This is a genomic window from Methanomicrobiales archaeon (assembly GCA_030019205.1).
Lineage (GTDB): Archaea > Halobacteriota > Methanomicrobia > Methanomicrobiales > JACTUA01 > JASEFH01.
This window is the reverse complement of the sequence record JASEFH010000009.1, coordinates 70,243-89,208: the sequence shown is the minus strand read 5'-3', so window position 1 is coordinate 89,208 and position 18,966 is coordinate 70,243. Positions and strand designations below refer to the sequence as shown.

Annotated in this window: 21 protein-coding genes and 1 tRNA gene; 16 read left to right on the top strand and 6 right to left on the bottom strand. The window is 60.5% G+C overall.

All coding sequences use genetic code 11. From position 1 onward, the window contains the following. The first annotated feature begins 212 nt into the window (after positions 1-212). Positions 213-1,040 (top strand): NosD domain-containing protein, encoded by an 828-nt coding sequence (locus QMC96_06900; GenBank protein MDI6876482.1) that lies wholly within the window; start codon positions 213-215, stop codon positions 1,038-1,040. Between the two features lie 1,394 nt (positions 1,041-2,434). Here the strand turns inward: QMC96_06900 and QMC96_06895 are convergent. After that, complete coding sequence (locus QMC96_06895; GenBank protein MDI6876481.1) at positions 2,435-2,731, bottom strand: hypothetical protein; 297 nt, start codon at positions 2,729-2,731, stop codon at positions 2,435-2,437. A gap of 271 nt (positions 2,732-3,002) precedes the next feature. Here QMC96_06895 and QMC96_06890 point away from each other — a divergent pair, with 271 nt between their 5' ends. The 8 genes from QMC96_06890 to QMC96_06855 all read left to right on the top strand — a co-directional run bounded on the left by QMC96_06890 (position 3,003) and on the right by QMC96_06855 (position 8,517). Beyond that, a complete protein-coding gene (locus tag QMC96_06890) occupies positions 3,003-3,560 on the top strand; it encodes a thiamine-phosphate synthase family protein (protein MDI6876480.1) in 558 nt (185 codons plus the stop codon). Positions 3,561-3,571: 11 nt separating this feature from the next. Continuing rightward, positions 3,572-3,766 (top strand): 30S ribosomal protein S17e, encoded by a 195-nt coding sequence (locus tag QMC96_06885; protein MDI6876479.1) that lies wholly within the window; start codon positions 3,572-3,574, stop codon positions 3,764-3,766. 24 nt (positions 3,767-3,790) lie between these two features. Next, positions 3,791-4,660: a 4-hydroxy-tetrahydrodipicolinate synthase gene (gene dapA, locus QMC96_06880; protein MDI6876478.1), complete on the top strand. Its 870-nt coding sequence runs from the start codon at positions 3,791-3,793 to the stop codon at positions 4,658-4,660. Continuing rightward, the gene (gene dapB, locus QMC96_06875; GenBank protein MDI6876477.1) at positions 4,653-5,414 is read left to right on the top strand and encodes a 4-hydroxy-tetrahydrodipicolinate reductase; all 762 of its coding nucleotides are present in this window, start codon (positions 4,653-4,655) and stop codon (positions 5,412-5,414) included. Before dapA ends, dapB begins: the two co-directional genes overlap by 8 nt. Before the next feature lie 980 nt (positions 5,415-6,394). Beyond that, complete coding sequence (locus QMC96_06870; protein MDI6876476.1) at positions 6,395-6,571, top strand: 4Fe-4S binding protein; 177 nt, start codon at positions 6,395-6,397, stop codon at positions 6,569-6,571. Between the two features lie 40 nt (positions 6,572-6,611). Beyond that, on the top strand, positions 6,612-7,628 hold the full coding sequence (asd, locus tag QMC96_06865; protein MDI6876475.1) for an aspartate-semialdehyde dehydrogenase: 1,017 nt from the start codon (positions 6,612-6,614) through the stop codon (positions 7,626-7,628). A gap of 13 nt (positions 7,629-7,641) precedes the next feature. Next, on the top strand, positions 7,642-7,917 hold the full coding sequence (gene albA, locus QMC96_06860) for a DNA-binding protein Alba (protein ID MDI6876474.1): 276 nt from the start codon (positions 7,642-7,644) through the stop codon (positions 7,915-7,917). A gap of 153 nt (positions 7,918-8,070) precedes the next feature. Continuing rightward, on the top strand, positions 8,071-8,517 hold the full coding sequence (locus QMC96_06855) for a hypothetical protein (GenBank protein MDI6876473.1): 447 nt from the start codon (positions 8,071-8,073) through the stop codon (positions 8,515-8,517). Positions 8,518-9,551: 1,034 nt separating this feature from the next. Here QMC96_06855 and QMC96_06850 read toward each other — a convergent pair. The 4 genes from QMC96_06850 to QMC96_06835 all read right to left on the bottom strand — a co-directional run bounded on the left by QMC96_06850 (position 9,552) and on the right by QMC96_06835 (position 13,295). Continuing rightward, complete coding sequence (locus QMC96_06850) at positions 9,552-10,685, bottom strand: DUF373 family protein (protein MDI6876472.1); 1,134 nt, start codon at positions 10,683-10,685, stop codon at positions 9,552-9,554. A 124-nt stretch (positions 10,686-10,809) separates the two neighbouring features. Continuing rightward, on the bottom strand, positions 10,810-11,670 hold the full coding sequence (locus tag QMC96_06845; protein ID MDI6876471.1) for a phosphoserine phosphatase: 861 nt from the start codon (positions 11,668-11,670) through the stop codon (positions 10,810-10,812). Between the two features lie 301 nt (positions 11,671-11,971). Next, a complete protein-coding gene (gene ftsZ, locus QMC96_06840; protein MDI6876470.1) occupies positions 11,972-13,105 on the bottom strand; it encodes a cell division protein FtsZ in 1,134 nt (377 codons plus the stop codon). A gap of 10 nt (positions 13,106-13,115) precedes the next feature. After that, positions 13,116-13,295, bottom strand: coding sequence for a ribbon-helix-helix domain-containing protein (locus QMC96_06835; protein ID MDI6876469.1), 180 nt, complete (start codon positions 13,293-13,295; stop codon positions 13,116-13,118). Positions 13,296-13,483: 188 nt separating this feature from the next. Here QMC96_06835 and QMC96_06830 point away from each other — a divergent pair, with 188 nt between their 5' ends. The 3 genes from QMC96_06830 to QMC96_06820 all read left to right on the top strand — a co-directional run bounded on the left by QMC96_06830 (position 13,484) and on the right by QMC96_06820 (position 16,433). After that, positions 13,484-14,479 carry a histidinol-phosphate transaminase gene (locus QMC96_06830; GenBank protein ID MDI6876468.1) on the top strand — a complete coding sequence of 332 codons (996 nt, stop codon included), beginning with the start codon at positions 13,484-13,486 and terminating at the stop codon, positions 14,477-14,479. Then, on the top strand, positions 14,467-15,069 hold the full coding sequence (locus tag QMC96_06825; protein ID MDI6876467.1) for an NTP transferase domain-containing protein: 603 nt from the start codon (positions 14,467-14,469) through the stop codon (positions 15,067-15,069). The genes QMC96_06830 and QMC96_06825 overlap by 13 nt, the downstream gene beginning before the upstream one ends. Positions 15,070-15,197: 128 nt before the next feature. Continuing rightward, a complete protein-coding gene (locus QMC96_06820; protein MDI6876466.1) occupies positions 15,198-16,433 on the top strand; it encodes a TIGR00300 family protein in 1,236 nt (411 codons plus the stop codon). Here QMC96_06820 and QMC96_06815 read toward each other — a convergent pair. Continuing rightward, on the bottom strand, positions 16,423-17,409 hold the full coding sequence (locus QMC96_06815) for an archaeosine biosynthesis radical SAM protein RaSEA (GenBank protein ID MDI6876465.1): 987 nt from the start codon (positions 17,407-17,409) through the stop codon (positions 16,423-16,425). The two genes, QMC96_06820 and QMC96_06815, sit on opposite strands and share 11 nt — an antisense overlap. A 22-nt stretch (positions 17,410-17,431) precedes the next feature. Here QMC96_06815 and QMC96_06810 point away from each other — a divergent pair, with 22 nt between their 5' ends. The 4 genes from QMC96_06810 (at position 17,432) to QMC96_06795 (ending at position 18,966) form a co-directional block, all read left to right on the top strand. Then, the gene (locus tag QMC96_06810; protein ID MDI6876464.1) at positions 17,432-18,220 is read left to right on the top strand and encodes a hypothetical protein; all 789 of its coding nucleotides are present in this window, start codon (positions 17,432-17,434) and stop codon (positions 18,218-18,220) included. Positions 18,221-18,264: 44 nt separating this feature from the next. Then, a tRNA-Ser gene (locus QMC96_06805) sits at positions 18,265-18,349 on the top strand. A gap of 51 nt (positions 18,350-18,400) precedes the next feature. Beyond that, positions 18,401-18,625 carry a HypC/HybG/HupF family hydrogenase formation chaperone gene (gene hypC / locus QMC96_06800; GenBank protein ID MDI6876463.1) on the top strand — a complete coding sequence of 75 codons (225 nt, stop codon included), beginning with the start codon at positions 18,401-18,403 and terminating at the stop codon, positions 18,623-18,625. After that, a complete protein-coding gene (locus QMC96_06795) occupies positions 18,625-18,966 on the top strand; it encodes a hydrogenase maturation nickel metallochaperone HypA (protein MDI6876462.1) in 342 nt (113 codons plus the stop codon). Before hypC ends, QMC96_06795 begins: the two co-directional genes overlap by 1 nt.

Here is an 18,966-nt window from a genome sequence, read left to right as displayed (position 1 = left end):
AACACATTTGCAGGATCCAATCTTCTCCGGCACTCCCACTCCGGGCCTCCGAGCGCCTTCTGCGGGATGGCGTGTGCACCTCACAGCGTGCGGAGGAGCTCCCCGATTGCCGTGCGAAACACCCTTGCCGGGTATACCCCGCCGCCACTGCGGGCATTACATTTATCCCTCGATATGGCTATTGTCCCGCATTCTCCTGAAGGTGAGGGTAGATGCGGAACGCAACGTTGTTCATCGTTTTTCTTATCGTGTGCCTCGTTCTGGCCGCCCCAGCGGCGGCCCGATCGGCGAACGGACCCGTGCGGGGGACTCCAATCACGGGCTGCATGGTGATCGACCAGCCGGGCACGTATATCCTGACCCGGAATCTCATGAACGTGGCTCCCGGTCCCTCCGGTGCCTGCATCGTCGTCAATGCCGATGCCACCATCGACGGGCGGGGTCACACCCTGGACGGCATCGGGACGGATACAGCCGTGAAGATCCCCACCATGGACCTATCAGATGGGGCCACTGTCCGCAACCTGGTGCTGACCGACTGGAACACCGGCGTTAGTGTCAGCAGCGCATTCGGTGTCAGCATCAGCGGCTGCACCTTCCGTAACAACCGGTTTGGAGTCAGTGTTGCCGACGGCGGGGCCGACATCCAGAACTGCAGGATCAGTGGGAGCGATATGGGCGTCTTGATCGAGCCGCTATCAGGCGTCGGGGTCTCGAACAGCCGGATCGCGGACAACGGCATCGGCGTGGTCATCGACGATTTTGCTTCGGTCGTCATCACGAACAATTACTTCCGGAATGCGGAGAACGTGCTCATCCGGGGCGATAGGCCCCTCTCATCGGCCGTCTTCAGCACCGAACTCGCCAGGGGGCGGAACATCGTCGGCGGGAAGTGGCTCGGCGGCAACTACTGGAGCGACTACTCCCCGGACTGCCTGGACGCGGACCGCAACTGGATCTGCGACGACCCCTACCCGCTGGGGGACTACCGGGACTCCCTGCCGCTCACGGGACCTGTGAGAGGGCGGATCTTGCGATAGGCGCCTGGCGGCAAGGGGGGCATGCTCCAGCTGGAACCACAGGCGTGATAAGGGGGCTTGCCATTCTGCCTCCGGGTGCTCCCCCCTCCCCGCAGGCGGAACAGGATACTTCTGCCGCCATCGCCCCGGCTTCCGCTGCGTGCGCGGAATCGCCGGGGGGCAGATGCTGCCTGTTCATGGGGGAAGCCGGCGTCTCCAGACTCAAAATTAGTTTCCGATCGGCACACCTTTTGTTCACAGGTCAGAAACAGATTGTTTCTGGATCTCCTGGTCATATCGCTTCAGCCATCGTTCTGCCGGCTCTCGGATTCGTATCGTATACGGCGTCGTAGGTGTCGTATGCTGCCTGTATCAGCAATGAGCGTGAACGATAATAAACGCCTCACAAATCGTTTCGCACAACCGCTGTGTTCGCTTTCGGGGAGATCCATATGAACCTCGGCAATCCGTATCGCACAAATGCCCTTCCCTTTTCGGCAGGATCATCTTCGCCCTCTGCATTGTCGAGAACCGCCCGTCAGAGAGCAGGATCTCACCGATGACCCATATTTCGGCCTATGTGTCATAGCCGTCTTCCTCTTGCGAGAATGCCCTTGAGATGGCCGAAGTTCGTCAGAACGACATCTATGGATAGATCGAGCGCATCCTCCCGGCGGGGGGGAAGGCCTGAAGTCTTGGTGGTATCGAGATAGATCGTATGACCGCTTCCCCGGGCTCACGCCTGCGCAGGGCGGACATGTGAGTCCATCTCTGCACAATGTGAGCGGCGAGCTCCCAAAGAACATAGTAATGAGGTTATTTTGTGTGGATCAAACCCGCCGTTGAACGTGGTGGTTGATTCGGCCAAATCCACTGCACCCGTTTATTGTCGTAGACGAGCTGCTGGGTGGTCGCATCTCAGATCTTCATCTGGATCAGTTCCCTTCTTGAGGTTCCCGTCGATCGTGGTGAGCATGAAGCCGTAGGATCCGACACCGTTGATCGTCCCAAAGCTCGCGTACTGGCTTTCATACTCGTCTGGGAGAAGATCCCAAATTGGTGGAGATCCTCCCTAGATAACATACTCTTCTACCTTTTCTTCGTTGCCATCGCATTCATCCTCCCCCAATCTTGCCTTCATCCCGGATCGAATCCTCGTAGTGGTCGAATAATCCTCTCCTCATCACCGCAGCCGGATCACACGCTCCCTTTACCATCGAAAAAGATTATCATCGGATACCTGAGGAATTTTTTGTCTTCTTAATGGATTCCCCTTCCCGACCGAGAGAGGAATTGTATGCGAGTACAGGAATATACGCGGGGTAATCGATATGGAGACATCTCGATTCTCGGTGGTCATTGAAAAGGATGCGGATGGCAATTTTGCGTTCTGCCCCGATCTCCAGGATTATTATTCAGAGGGGGATACCATCAAGTGGATAAAATATCCGCGATGCCATCTTTCTCCCTAACGAGGACCGGCGTGAGTGTGGCGAGCCCGTGCCGCGGGCACAGCCGATCAACCTGACAATGCCTGATGTGTCGATGCGAAGATCCCTCATCTCCCGGCTGACGGATACGAGTGCTGGATTGGATCTCGTATCGTTCGCCGTCGTGGGTGTTATACGATCCTCGGCAATTCCGATGGCGGCCGTGCCATCGTTCCCGAATGATGGAGGAACGGCGGTGCATCCCAGCTCTGCGATGTCCATCCGCGATGATACCGGCATCGCCGCCGACGAGATGAGAGGCGGTAAGATATCGCGGGAATGCCGCGAACTGTACCCCTTGCCGGCATCTTCGCCATCTTCGGGCGGCACTATCCTCCCGCTCCGCATCGTTTGCCACCGGTGGATGTAACAAGGGAAGATCGAGATGCCCGCCCTGCCTGAAAGGGGAATCTCCCCGTCTATACCATTCTTCGGGAACCCCGATAGGTTTAAGAAGGGCGCGTGATCAGAGAGGGATTAAGGAGGGGACGAAGTGTATCTGCAGGAACGCGACCACGTGCTGCGAGGCCTGAATCGGGCGATCGCCGCGTTGAACCGATTCCTGGACGAACGCCTGATCCCGGAGAGCGGCATGGACATCGTCTATGCCATGCCCAATGCACGGGACCGGGGAGACGTGGCAGCGGTCGGCGAGGGGATCCGCTGCCGCGAGGATCTGCAGACCGCGGCGGATCGGATTGCCTTTGGGCGGGGAGGGGAGGCGATGCGCAGCGTGCTCACGGCGATGCGGCACGATCCTTCCATCCGAAGCTGTGCGACGCTGCGCTGTACGTCAGGGGTGATCCGGTCGATGGAGGCGCTCTTCTTCACCACCTGCTCCTTCGATCCCGCCAGGGTCCCTCCCGGCATCGAGGCGGTGGAGTGGGGTGTGGCATTCTGCTGCAGAGAGGGGGTGCCCGATGCGATCTGGAACCGTGGGCGGGAGGGCATTGAACCCCTCGTTCGGATTTTCGCGGAGGATCCGATGCGTGTGGCAGACAATATTATTAAGATATCAGCACGCATACAGGATAGGGCAATTGATACGTAGGAACGGTGTGCATGGGAACAAAACCGACATATATCAAATCTGTGAGCGAGGAACTCCTCTCCCGATACGGTGAGAGATTCTCCGATAACTTTGACGAGAACAAACACCTGGTCACCGAACTGACCACCATTGAGAGCAAGCAGGTGCGGAACCGGGTCGCGGGTTCGATCACGCACAGAATCAATTTAAAGCGGAAACATAAATAGACGATGACTTCTATATAGTCATCCATGTTTGCGGGAGTTTTTCCGGCAATAATCACTCCTTTTCACAAGGACTACAGCCTGGATGGGGACGGGCTTCGATCCAACATCCGCTGGCTTCTGGAGGCGGGAGTTCATGGTATCGTCCCCTGCGGATCCACGGGAGAGTCCGCGACGCTCTCGTTTCGCGAGCACGAGGAGGTCATTGCGATCGCAGTCGACGAGGTGAACGGGCGCGTCCCCGTCCTCGCCGGCACAGGCTCCAACAACACCACCGAAGCGCTCGAGCTGACGCGGGCGGCCGCAGACCTGGGAGCGGATGGGGTCCTGGTCATCAGTCCCTACTACAACAAGCCGAACCGTTCCGGACTGGTCAAGCACTACACGGCGCTCGCCGATCTCGACATTCCCGTCGTGATCTACAACGTTCCGGGGAGGACCGGCCAGAATCTGGAGTGGGATCTCATAAAGGATCTGGCGCAGCATCCCAATATCGTCGGCATCAAGGAGGCGAGCGGGAACCTCGGGCAGATGTCGCGCATCATAGAAGAGACGCGGAGCTTGGACTTCAGCCTGATCTCCGGAGACGACAACCTCACATTGCCGATTCTCGCCCTCGGCGGCAGCGGAGTGATCTCGGTTGCCGCAAACGTGGAGCCGGGGCGCATGGTGCAGATGTACGAGGCGTTCAGGGAAGGCAGTCTGGAGCGTGCGAAGGCGCTGCACTACGAGCTCTCCCCTCTCTTCCGCTCTCTATTCATCGACACCAATCCGATCCCGATCAAAACAGCAGTCAATCTGCGGGGAATGGCGGCAGGACCGGTGCGTCTGCCCCTGGACGATCTCGATGAGAAGAAGACAGCGCAGCTGAGAGAGGTGCTCGCCCGCTATGATTAGGGTCGCTGTCAGCGGGGCTCTCGGGCGCATGGGAACCACGGTGGGGCGTCTGGTGAAGGAGGCTCAAGACCTGGAGCTCGTAGGCGGCATCGATCTCGCCGAGGGCAGCTTCTTCGACGCTCCGGTATACCCGGCACGGGAGATCGATGCGGCCCTGGCTGCCACGCGGCCCGACGTGCTGGTGGACTTCACCGTCGCCGCTGCCGCCGTCAGCAACGTCCAGGCAGCAAGCCGTCACGGCGTCGCTTTGGTGGTCGGGACGACCGGGTTCACACCCGAGCAGAGAGAGGCGATCCGCACCGCCGTCGCCGGCACCGTTCCGGCGGTCGTATCGAGCAACTTCTCCGTGGGCGTGAACATCTTCCTGCACCTGGTGCGGGAGGCGGCAAAACGGCTGGAGGGTTACGATGTCGAGGTGATCGAGGCCCACCACCGCTACAAGAAGGACGCCCCCAGCGGAACGGCGAAGATGATCCTCGACGCACTCCAGGGTGAGCTCGGCTCCCGCGAGAAGACGTACGGCAGGGAGGGGGTGATGGTGAGGGGCCAGGAGATCGGCGTGCACGTAATCCGCGGAGGAGACATCGTCGGCGATCACTCCGTGCTCTTCGCCGGCAACTTCGAGTGCATCGACCTCACCCATCGGGCCTACGACCGTGCGGTCTTTGCCAGCGGGGCTCTCCGTGCCGTTCGATGGGTGGCCGGGAGGGAGCCGGGCCTCTATGGCATGTCGGATGTCCTCAGTCTCTCCTAGAGACTATTTCTGCTGCTGATCCGTCCTTCCACTCTCCCAGCGGGTCGGGACGGGGGCGGCACCGCCGAGACGCATCCGGTGCGATGCCCGCCCTTCCCGGCCATTGCAGTTCAGGGATCGCTTTCGGGGGAGGGCAGGCTCTTCTCTTCGAGATGGGGACCAGGAATCTCCATCAGAGTACTCGCCGAAAGGGCCGTCGAATGAAGGGATGGCACAGGGAGAAGGGAAAGGTGGACCAGCACTGACATACCTTGCGGATATCGATCCGGCAGGGCTCTGGGATCCACGAGGGAGGAATCCTCCCGTTCAGGTCCGCGGATCGACCCACCTCGCGGAAAGCGCAAGCATGGGCGATAGTACAGGCATTGAGGGTGTGAGACGGGGGAGGGAAAGCCGGAGCAGCCGGATTCGGCACGCGGTGCACTCGGTCTCCATCCACGCCTGACCTCAATCCGCGAGATGGGGGAACGATTCCCCTTCACAGGAGGAGGAATCGCTGCATGAGGGGATGGGATGTACCCCTGGACGGACGAGAATGGGATGGCGAATCGGAGCGCCGCTCCTGCAATTCGGACGGATCCGAATCCTTCGCCCGGAGGAAATCGCACAGACTGATGTCCGGTTTGACACTCCCGGCGATCGGATCCGCCCCCGTCCCCCTGAAGGCGACCGTGCCCTCACCCATTACACACTCTGATACTTCCGAGCAGCGTCCGGTTCTCCCTGACCGCAGGGAGCAAATCCGCCCATCCCGTCGATCAGAACAACGGCCGGATCGAGGGTCGGGAGGGCAACTGGATCAGCCCTCGGCCGCGGCTGAAGGGAGTTTACCCGATACGTCCGGCAGGAGGGTTTGCCGGTCCACGAATTTCTGGTATCTATAAAATTCATCCTTTTTTCGAACGATAAAAGGGATAATCGAAATCTTTTAATCGCGTTTCTCGTACATATATACTGTTGTTGCCATAGGAGGTACATACGTGCCAGCAGTTGTTGACAAAGATGTCTGTGTCGGTTGCGAAACGTGCGTCGATGAGTGCCCCGCAGAAGCCATCACAATGGAAGACGGTGTTGCAAGGATTGACAGGGAGAGGTGCACGGAATGTGCCACCTGCGTGGATATCTGCCCCTCGGTAGCGATCCGGATGGAAGAATGAAATTGTTTAATAACTCGAAAGAGAGAGAGACTCCTCATTCATGATCAAGGTTGGAGTGCTTGGTGCCACCGGTGCGGTTGGCCAGCGTTTCGTCCAGCTCCTGGCGAACCACCCCTGGTTCGAACTGGAATGCCTCACGGCATCGGAGCGAAGCGCCGGGAAACGCTACGGCGATGTGGTGAACTGGCGGCTGGATGCTCCGTTCCCGAAGGATGCAGGGGAGATCGTGGTCAGTCCGACCACACTCGAGGGAGTGCGGGGGCTCGATCTCGTATTCTCCGCCCTCCCGGCAGAGATCGCCGGCCGCGTCGAGGATGAGATCTCGAGAGCCGGTATCGCGGTATGCAGCAATGCTCGTTCGCACCGCATGGAGGGGGATGTGCCGCTCGTTATCCCGGAAGTAAACCCGGAGCACCTGGGGCTGATCGACGTCCAGCGCGATCGCGGTCGTGACGGGTTCATCGTGACCAATCCCAACTGCTCCACGATCATGCTCTGCGTCGCGCTTGCCCCGCTTCGCCAGGCGGGGTTTTCAAACATCCAGGTGGCGACCATGCAGGCGATCTCGGGCGCCGGGTTCGAGGGTGTGCCGGGGATGGCGATCTACGATAACGTCATTCCCTACATCGGCCAGGAGGAGGAGAAGATGGAGTCCGAGACCCTGAAGATCCTGGGAACGCTCGAGGGGGACGCCATCATCAACGCCTCCTGCAGGGTAAGCGCCAGCTGCAATCGCGTCCCGGTGATCGACGGTCACACGCTCGTCGTATGGCTGGACACTTCCGAGACCGTTGAGAACGTGAAAAGGGCTTTCCGGTCCTTTTCTCCGCCGTTCAGCGGGCTCCCGACGCAACCGGAGAGATCGATCGAGCTCTTCGAGCAGCCGGATAGGCCACAGCCGCGGCTCGACAGAAACCGCGGCAACGGGATGACCGTATCCGTGGGGAGGATCCGTGAAGGGCTCCGCTTCATCGCCCTCGGCCACAACACCATCCGCGGAGCTGCAGGAGCTTCCGTACTGAATGCAGAACTGATCCACACGAAAAAGTATCTGTAAAGGGGTCGTTCCCATGTTAAAGGATAACACAGTATTCGTTGGCAATAAACCAGTCATGAACTATGTGTTGGCAGTAGTCACGCAGTTCAATAATGGCGCGAATGAGGTCTCGATCAAGGCACGCGGAAAGGCGATCTCGCGGGCTGTGGATACGGCAGAGATCGCCATGAACCGGTTCCTGGAGAACGTGATCAAGAAAGGCATCGTCACCTCGACGGAAGTGATCGATACCGATAGCGGAAAGACGAACGTCTCCAGCATCGAGATAACCCTCGCTCAGATACGATAGGCACGCTCCGGTGCCATTCCGGCGCTCCGCGTGCCGCACCGATCCGGGTGCGATCCGCGGCCCATGCGGAGTTCCGCTGCCATTTCTGCCTTCCCTGCCGCAGCCTGGCTCTACCATAAAGGATATAATGCTCTCACCTGCAATAGTACTGTAATGAGAACCATCGCATGCCTTCTCCTGGTTCTTCTGATGAATGCGATGATAGTGCCGGTGCTTGCGGCAAATGGGGAGAGGTACAGCTATATCACGGTGAAGGAAGTCAATATCACCGTGGAGAACGAACGGGCGGTGATCGAGATCGACTACTCCATCGACGAGGGCATACGCCTGCTCGTCATGCTGCTCGGGACCGGGGATCTCAAGTCGAAGGTGCTCAAGATCGTGAACTACGAGGATGCCCGGATCCAGGACATCACCCTCGAACGCGCCAGGCTCGTGCTGGACGAGGCCTCCGAGGACTATGGTGACGGGGTATACTGGTTCCCGGAGCACGAGTTCGGCGTGGTCGTTCCCACGCTCAACGTGAAGACCCCACAGACTGTACGCCGATTCAACATGACGAAGGGGATCCCCGGCGGGATCGGCCATTTCAGGACCTGACCGCTTCACGGGAGAATCATACCTCGACCGAAGAAGAGGAGGGACCCATGCCACGAGGCCCGCGACCGGCCCCCTGACGCGCCTTTTTTCGATCCTGGTCGAAATCCCTGCATTGGTGAACGGAACTTCCGAGCCTCGCCTTCTAAAAGGTTGGCTCTGTTGAAATCCTTATCGAGGGCAGATCCGGCAACGGCACGGCCGGTCCATCCGCAGGCGGAGGCGCGTTGCGCCGGAGAGCGTTTCTCCGCGGGAACGGGTGTCCCTGCACGGCGTGACCAGGGTATCTTCGCCAGTGAATCTATCGAGATCTTCATGCGATCCCGACCATTTCGGGAAAATTGGTTGTCTTTCGGCTCTATAAAAATCTCTCTGCAGTACGATGGCACGTGTCCCGAGGGTAGTCCCCGGTTGCGGTGGGCGGAACCTGTGCGGCCTGTATTGGTCTCTCCGAATTCGGGCAATCGCACGGAGGGAAGATGGCACACGCCGCTGAAGATGCCGGCCGTTTGGGAGCAGGTTCTCGCTTCGATGGGGTTTCAGCAGAACCTGTGCGTGGTTCCCGAGCCTATCGAGGGTGAGGCGGGCACAAACGATCCCCGTCGCGCACCGGGCAACTGCACCCCGGCACGATCGAACCCGCCCCCTCGTCAGGGATGACGGCAGGTGCCGCCCTCCGGTACGCCAGAGACCCGTCCCGCCGGGGCCGTCGGCCGTCCGGCGCTGTTCAGGGAATGGAGGAGAGGTCGGAGCGCCCGACCCTGTCCCCCTCCAGCAAGCGATCGGAAGAAAAAAACGGGGTGCCATCCTCCAATCCGGCTCCCTGTGGCGTGGAGGAGGATGCAACAGTCATCTCCCCGGAGAACCAATCCCAGGACGCAGGGAGAGGGGATGCTCCCCTCGCAAGCCCCTCCCGAACGATGCGCTGAGACCAGCACGGATGGGGGGAGATACAGCATCCCGGGCCGATAGACCGGAGATCTTCGCCCCGCCATCGGTGCAGGATGCCGGTGATCCTCCTTCAGAAAGAGGGCGCCTCACAGGTCGTCTTTTCCGAGTACGCGGGCGTGCCGGACGATTCTCCTGTTGACCAACGACTGCAGGTAGATCCCGACAAGGGCACAGAAGAGCCCTGCGATGGTGGCGAACAGCACGTACTGGACGCCGGCGTCCGCCGTGAACGGGAAGTCCGTGATGTCGCTGATGGACAACATGTACACGCTCGCACCGTAGGAGATGACCCCGATGGCTGCAGTGAAGAAGGGCAGCACCACCACCCGCCCGAAACTCTCCCACTCGTTGATGTAGGTATCAATGATCTTGCCACCCGATGCGATCAGCCCGGCAGCGGTAAACCAGCCGACCGCCCCGTATACGAACGTCACCAGGTAGATGAGGACGCCGGAGGACGGGTCGGTCGTGTAGAACGCGATCAGCGTCAGGAGCCCTATCACGATCCCCAGGGTGATCAGCAGAAGCGCGGAGACATAGGTGACGAAGGTGAACCGGCCGCGGTGGAAGGAGACCTGGAGGGCGTTCACGAAATAGCCGACGACCTGATCCAGGCCGATCCCCTTGACGAGCAGGTAGGTGCCCATCACCCCCACCACGATGATGGTCGCGTACTCCGGGTTGCCGATCAGGTAGGCGATGGCGAACAGGAGCATCGCCAGTCCGAGCGGGACGAACACCATGCGAGAGACCTTGGGATCGTCGAAGATCTTCTTGATGATGTAGTAGGTCCCTTCCAGGTTCGGCATCTGACTGACGATCACGCGACGGACGCTGCTGACCGGAATCCTCGATTGGATGATGGGAAGCACGTACTCATCCTCCGCCCCATCTGTCACCAGAATGCAGGAGTTCGCCCCCGTCGCCTTGATCACCTGATCCAGACCGGCGGCAATGCGGCGATCCCCGTCGAGCATGTGCATGTGGTCGCCCGATAGAATGGCGATGGTCATATCCTCGCCCCTTGCCGTCAGTTCGTCGTAGATCTTTATACCCTGAAAGATGGCGTTGATGTCCGAGTCCTCGGGGTCCGTAAGAGCGAGTATGTTCGCCGCTTCCAGGCAGGCATCCCGTCCCACGATGGGGCACTCCAGGTTCCCCTTGAATCCGATGTCGTCATCGCGATCCACACAGAGGACCAGCGTCCTTCCGCCCGACATGCCAGTAGAAGGATCTCCCTGAATGTATTAAATCGTTATTCATTCTGCGGCATGCCGGCATCCGTGGCGCGAGGATCCGTCTTCCCCGCTGGAATCTGCCAAAAAGAGGTGAAGGACTGCTCACCTAGATGAGTTTGGAGCGCTGGAGAAGGAGGAGATCCTCGGTGGTGAGCTTCTCGCCGCCCTTGAACTGCTTGAAGATGCGCTCGGCTTCCTTTCTGACCGCTTTCTGCTCTTTGGTCACCTTGGTCTTTCGGGTCTTCTTCCGAAGACCGCTGATCACCTTGTCGTAGTCCCGCAGCTCCTTCTGGCATGCGATGAAGTACTTGTGCTCCGCGTCTGCCGCCTCCTGCGCCTCGACGAAGTTCTGGTGCATCGCGTCTGCCGCCTCGCGGGATTTGTCCGCCTTCCGGTAGGCCTCCACCATCAGGTCGTGGTGCTTCTGCGCCAGCTCCGCAAGTTCGGTCACCCGAGCATGGATCTCGGAAGCGCGTTTGCGGTATTCGCGGGCCTCGTTCAGCTTCGCCCGCATCTCCTTGTTCTGCTCGAGCTCGGCCTCCTGCTCTTTCACCTGGGCCTTCATCTGCTTGATCTTCTCGATCAGCTCCCTCTCCTTGTCGATGCTGAAGACCTCGGTCTGCTGGCGGAACTCGAGGTGCTCGATCTGCTTCTGGATCTCCTTCAAGCCGCGGCTCTTCAGGTTCCCATGCTCTTTTTTGAATGCCTCGATCTCCTCGAAGAGCTGGTTTGCCCGACTGTTGTAAGCGTTTCGCTCCTCTTTCAGCGCCTGGACTTCCGCGTTGTATTTATCCCGCAGCTCCTTGTTCGTCTGAGCCTCTTCGACGAACTGCCGCGTCTGGTTGTTTAAGTTGTTCCTCTCGGTTGCGTGCTTGCTCGCGGTGGCATTGAGCTCGTTCCTGCGGGCCTTGTGCTGCTCGGACTCGGCCAGAATATTTCTCCTCTTCTCTATCAGTTCGTTCAACATGCGCGACCATCCTCATCCGGTACCCGGGCCCAGAACAACACCGCTGAGAGCGGGATCGGAATCTCCCATCACAAACCTGAAAGAAGCAGAACAGTTCGCCTCAATCGCGCGAATTTGCGTGTTCAGCTGTCGGTTCATATGTTCAACCCCGATACATGGCGGGCCGCCTCATCAGAAATCGGTGCAGCCCGTTCCCCTTGAACATCTCACGGTCAGGGCCCAAGACGTTCTATTATTCAAACGTCATCTTGATTATTAAGGATTTCGGGAACGCAAAAATTGAGAAGAGATGGGATGATGCTCAGAGAATATCGATCAGTCCGCCGCTTCTCGCATCCTCTCTGACTCTCCGGGACGTGCTGGGCGTTAGAGGGGTTCGGGCGGGAAGCGTCTGTTCGAATCCGCGGTGCTGGCCCAGGATCTGGGCGCTCTTCACTCCGGTCATGATGGCCATCACCCGCACCTTGCCCTCGAACTCGCTCTTCACGCGCGCGCCCCAGATCACGTCGGCGTGCGGATCGAGCTCGTAGGTGAGCGAGCTCGCGATCTCCTCGGCATCCTGGAGGGTGAGGTCGTTGCCGCCCGTGATGTGGATCAGGCTCCCCGTCGCGCCGCGGTAGTCGATGTCCAGGAGCGGGTGGTTCAGGCACTCGTGCACGACACTCTCGGCCTTGTTCTGCTGCTTGCTCTCGCCGACAAGCATGACCGCGACCCCTCCCTTGCTCATGATCGCACGCACATCCGCATAGTCCAGCTGGATCAGGGAAGGTTCGGTGATCGTCTCGGAGATACCCTTGACCGTCTCGGCGATCAGCTGGTCCATGACCGAGAATGCCTGTCCGATGGGGAGGTTCGGGACGTACTTCAGCAGGCGGTTGTTATCGAGTACGATGACAGAGTCTGCTGCATTGGCGAGCGCCTCGAGCCCCTCCTCGGCTCGAAGGAGCCGGGCCTTCTCCACCTGGAACGGGTAGCTGACCATCCCTACGACAATGGCACCCTGATCCTTCGCTATCTGGGCCACGACAGGGGCAGAACCCGTGCCGGTGCCGCCGCCCATGCCGGCAGTCACGAAGACGAGATCGGCCGACTCCAGCAGGGACTCGAGGGTGGGGCGGGCCATCTCGGCCGCTCTCTTCCCGATATCGGGGTACCCTCCGGCGCCGAGGCCTTTGGTGAGCGATTTTCCGATGAGCACGCGCTTGTCGGCTTGGATCATGTCCAGATGCTGCTTGTCCGTGTTCACAGCGAGAGTCTCTGCGCCCGATACGCCCATGTGGTACAGCCGGTTCACCGTGTTGTTGCCGGCGCCCCCGCAGCCGACGATGACGATCCTTGGCAGGCCGAGGAAGTCTCCATCTTCTGCACCGTCGCCCTTGCCGGACTGCTTGAGAAGGTCCTGGTTCTTGACAGCCTCATCAATGATACTCTGCATTCTAAACCTCCTAAACCTTGAATGAAATCTGGTCGCTCTCCCGGAGCACCCGGCTGGCATGCTTCTCGATCAGCTCTCGGACAGCATAGCGTACCGCCTCCGAGACGGTGGGGTAATCCCCCATATCGACCAGCCTCTCCAGCATGTCAACCTGCTGCTTTGGGAGTCGAATTGTGATCCTTTCCATCATGACTGCGTGTATCTGACAAGAAGCTGCTCATGAGCAGCTTCTTGTCAGACATCTGGATCCTCCTTGTCTGACTAACCAGATAATTCTAATAGTAACGGTTATATATATAAATCTTCTTTTTTGGAATCGCAGCGAGCGAACGGTTTTATCTCCGGCCCCCGAACCTCTATAGACAAGAGGTCATCCCATTGTTCGACCCATTCCCGGCAAAGGTGATTCACGGGGGTACGGTGAAGCGGCTGAAGATCGGAGATGCTGGCGACATTCTCGATTTCTCGGCAAGCCTGAACCCCTTCCCCCCGCGAGTGGACTGGTCCGTCGATCCGTCGGATCTGGAGCGCTACCCCGACGACACCTACGCCGCGCTGAAAGAGGCGATCGGCCGAACCTTTCGCCGCCCGACTGAGGAGATCTGCGTGGGCAACGGGTCCATCGAGCTGATCCGTGTGTTCTGCGCGGCAGTGCTCGAGAGGGGAGATCGGGTGGCGATCGCCTCCCCCACCTTCGGAGAGTACGAACTCTCGGCACGGTTATGCGGGGGAAGGATCGCGGGGCGGGGTCCGATCAAAGTCCACTTCCTCTGCAACCCCAACAATCCCACCGGGGAGCTGATGCCCCGGCAGGCAGTCCTCGAGCATCTCCATGCCATATCGGGGATCGGATCCCGCCTATTCCTGGACGAGGCATTCATCGAACTCGCGGATCCTGCGGAGAGTCTGGTCGACGTGGCGGACAAGGCCCTCTTCGTCGCCCGATCCCTCACGAAATCCTTCTCGGTCCCGGGCCTGCGGATCGGCTACGGCTTCGGCGACGCGGATCTCGTGGAGAGGATGGAGGTCATTCGCCTCCCCTGGACCGTAAACGCCTGCGCCGAGGCCTTTGCCATCCGGGCGTTCGCCGCCTACGGGGAACTCGCCCGATCCCGCGAGCGGATCGCGGCAGAACGGTTCCGGCTGATCCGCGGGCTCGATGCGCTGGGGCTCGCGCATCATCCCTCCTCCGCCAACTTCGTCCTGGTCCACCTTCCCTTGCCGGCTGCGGACCTCTCCGCCTGTCTGCTGGCGCGGGGGATCCTGGTGCGGGACTGCACCTCGTTCGGGCTCGCGCACTCCATCCGCATCGCCGTGCGCACGCCGGAGGAGAACGACCGCCTGCTGGAGGCTCTCGCAGAATGCTTGCCCTGATCATGGCCGGCGGGAAGGGGACACGCCTCTCCCTGGGGGAGAAGCCGCTCGTGACCATCTGCGGACGCCCGATGCTCGCCTACGTCGTCGAGGCATTCGAAGGGTTCGGCTGCGAGGTGGCGGTGGTGACCTCACCCCACACACCCTACACTGCCAACTGGTGCCGGGCGCAGGGTATCCTGACGGTGAAGAGCCGGGGGCGGGGATACGTGGAGGATCTCGTGGAGGTGGCCGGCATCCTGGACGGAAGCGGACCGTTCTTCACGAGCGTCGCCGATCTCCCCTGCCTCGCTTCGGAGATCCTGGACGATATCTTTGCCGGTTACGTGCAATCGGGGAGACCGGCCTGCTCCGCCTGGATCCCGAGAGAGATCTGCCGGGAGCTCGACTGCCGTACCCGATACGTGGAAGTGGTGGATGGCATACCCGCCTGTCCGGTCGGGATCAATATTCTCCGCTTCGAGGGGATCGAGGAGCCGCAGGAAGAGGAGCGTCTCCTAGTGGCGGATCAGCGCCTGGCGTACAACGTCAATACCCGTGATGAGCGGGAGAGGGTGGAGCGATTCCTCTGCCGTAAGCGGAGCGCATAGCATCCCGCCGCCGGTGCAGGGCGGCGCGCGAGGAGTCCGGGCGGTACGCGGCACCAAGGCGATCCCGAGACAACCTTCATTTTCTATGAAGGGCAATACTTTATGAGGAACTGGAACTGGGGACAGATATGGACTCGTCACGGGAGATAGAGCTCGAGGGGCACATCATCGACTCGGGGATCATGACGCGAGTATTCGACACGATCATGGATCGCGGCGGCAGTTTCGAGATCCTCGAGTTCGAGGTGGGCAAGAGGAAGACGGATCCCAGTTACGCCCGTCTGCGCGTCACGGCCGATTCGCAGGGGCAGCTCAACGCCATCCTCTCCGAGGTCCATCGGGTGGGCGCGCGTCTGCTCGAAGTCGAGGACGTGCGGCTCGAACCGGCAGAGGGCGACCGCATCGTCCCGAAGGGGTTCTACTCCACCACCAACCATCCCACCTTCGTGAAGTTCCGGGGGGTCTGGATCCCGGTCGAGAACATCAAGATGGACAGTCTGATCGTCGTCGACGCCGCTGAGAAGCGCGCTTTCTGCAGGACGCTCTCCAAGCTGAAGGGAGGGGATCTGGTAGTGGTGGGCGAACAGGGTGTACGCGTTATCCCCCCTGAACGCCCTCGCGAACAGAGCAGTTTCGAGTTCATGCACGGGACGGTCTCCCCGGAACGGCCCAGCGAGACGCTGATCGCCCAGATTGCCACCGAGATCGTGCGGCTGAAGAGAGAAGGGGGGAAGATCGCCGTCGTCGGAGGTCCTGCGATCGTCCACACGGGAGCGGCGCCGGCCCTTGCTGGGATCATCCGCAACGGTTTCGTCGACGTGCTCTTCGCAGGGAACGCCCTCGCCGTTCACGACATCGAGCTGAATCTCTTCGGCACGTCGCTCGGGATGGACATCGCCACGGGGAAGCCGGTGAGCCGGGGGCACAAACACCACCTCTACGCGATCTCCGAGGTGATGCGGGCAGGCTCCATCCGGAACGCGGTGGAAAACGGCATCGTCAGCGGCGGGATCATGTACGAGTGCGTGCGGAACAACGTCCCCTTCATCCTGGCCGGTTCGATCCGGGACGATGGTCCGCTGCCCGATGTGATCACCGATGTGATGGAGGCGCAGGAGGCGATGCGCACCCACCTCGCGGGGTGCGGGATGGTGCTGATGATCTCGACGCTCCTGCACTCCATCGCGGTGGGCAACTTCCTCCCCTCCTATGTGAAGACCATCTGCGTGGACATCAACCCTGCCGCGGTGACGAAACTGATGGACCGCGGCACCATGCAGGCGATCGGCGTCGTGAGCGACGCCGGCACCTTCCTCCCCCTGCTCGCCAAGCAGCTGGAGGCGCAGAAGGCCCTCAGCGGGTGAGCGGCATCGCGTACGGCCGCTCCTCTGCGAGCACGAACTCCCACTCTTTTTTGCACCCGCAGTCCTTCGCATAGAGCTGCTCCAGGAGGGATCGGTCACCGTGGAGTGAGTAGTGGCGGATCCCCTCGACGATCTCGCGGTCGCAGATGCCGCAGTTGTGGGGTCCGCGCTGCTGGCCGCCCCCCAGCGGATCGCAGAGCAGGTGCGCATCCGCTGCGAGCAGGACCGACAGAACGCTCCAGAGGTAGGGCGGGCGGTAGGCGCCGCGCTTCCAGTAGTACTCCACCTCGGTGCGGCTCTGGACCGTGCAGAGGTTGAGGGAGAGGATCTCCGAGTGGCGCGCCGCATCCCGAATGGAACGGTTCATGTCCTCCACCGCCTCCGCCTCGGTGAGGAAGGGGGGCTTCAGGAGCAGGTAGGTCTTCACGCCTGCCCCGGCAGCATGCGCCTCCCCCCCCGCCTCCAGGAAATCCCGATAGGTGAAGCCCTTATCGATGCACTTTTCACGGATATAGTCGTCCGTCGTCTCCAGCCCCATCGCGACGTACAGGGGCACCGCGTGGGTTCCATCGTCCACCAGGGAGATGAGATCAGCGGCGTTCTCCGCCGTGACGTACTCCGGCCGCGTCTCGGCGATGACCACCTTGCCCCGAAACGCCTCCGCGATCGCGTCCCGGGCCTCCCTGGGCACCTCGTCGCCATCTAAAAAACTCCCCGAGGTGAAGATCTTTACCATCGAGTAGCCCTCAGGCGGGAACTGCTGCAGCACAGACGCGAGCTGCCGGCGCAAGAGTGCGGCGAGCTCGCCTCTTCCCATCCCCGCCGCATACCGTTCGAAGCGGTAGCCGCACATGCGGCATCGGTTGTGCCGGCATCCGCCTGTCCTGAAGATAATAGTCAGGCAGTCGAGAATCTCGCCGTTATGACGCTCTTTGCTCTTCCAGGCAGCGAGCGGTTTATCAAAATTTTTAATCATCTCTCGCGTACGTAATGGTTGTATGTTCATGAAAAAGCTAGCAGTAGGGATTCTCATCGGTTTATGCCTGGTATCAGCGGCAAGCGCATATCTGGTCGTCCTTCAGGCGCCGGATCGGATCAACGCCGGCGAGACTCTGAACGTGACGATCGATCACACTGTTCCCCGCGGTACCACCACTGACATCGTGCTGTACCGCACCGGCTATACGAAGAAGGAGGTGGCCAGGAAGACCTTTACTTTCCAGGGTGAGCCTGTCGTACTGAACTTCAAGACGGACGGTTACACGGACGGCATCTATCAGCTGGAACTGGTCGATCCGACGGGTGACACATTCGGCAGTAGCTCGACCGTGCGCAGGGTGGTCGAGATCGTCAACCGGACCGCCGATCTCACCCTCACATCGGAGACGACGCAGTCCTACGACGGCACGCTCGATCTCGCCGGCAGGGTGAGAGGTCTCGAGGATCGGGGCATCCAGATCACGGTGGAGAACATCCGGGGCCCCGTATTCGGCCCGGTTTACGTTTCGACGGATGCTAACGGAGCATTCCGGGAGGAGATCCCCATCGAGGATCCCGGCGTCTACCGCGTGGACTTTTCCGATTATCGGGGGCACATAACGACGGTGCGCTTCTTCGTCTCCCCGATCGAGGGCACGACGGCGTCCACGACCGTTATCCCCACCACGCCGGGTACCACCGCGACCGCCGTCCCGACGCCGGCGGCTTCCGCCACCACGCCGGCGACGCCGCTACCCGCCGCCCTGGCGCTGCTTGCCATCGCTTTTGCCATTCTGAAGCGGAGTTAGACGACAGCAACCTATTTTTTATTCCACGCAAAATAAATACAGGAGCCGGGGTAGTCTAGCCCGGAAAGGCGGTGGTCTTGAAAACCACTGGTGCTCGGCACCTCAGGAGTTCAAATCTCCTCCCCGGCGTGGGAAACGGATGATATTTTCGGGGATAATCCAGAGCGGGAGAGAGGAAGCATGTGCATCGCAGTGCCGGCAGAAGTGATCGAGATCCGCGACGGGAATATCGGTATCGTGGACTATGGGGATCTCCGGCAGGAGGTCCGGCTGGATCTGGTGGACGTGAAGGTGGGGGAGTTCGTGCTCGTGCACGTGGGTTTTGCGATACAGAGGCTCTCCCGCGAAGAGGGGCTCGAGACCCGCGAGCTCTTCCGGCAGGTGTACGCGGCGATGGAGGAGTGATGCACGAGTACAGCGTCGCCTATGACATCTACATGACTGCCCGGACTGCCGCCCTGGAGAACCGCGCAGAGCAGGTGACGTGCATTCACGTGGATGTGGGCGAGATGGCAATGGTCAACCCCGAGCAGGTGGAGTTCCTCTTCGCTGCCATTGCCGCGGACGACCCGCTGTTCGCCGCTGCACGGCTCGACTGCCGCCCCGTAAAACCTCTCCTGCGCTGCACCTGCGGGTACGAGGGGGATTCCGTTTTCGTCTGCCCCCGGTGCGGATCGATGCCGGAGATAGTCGAAGGCAAGGAGGTTGTCGTCTCCCGGATCGAGATCGAGGTGGAGGGCGAATGA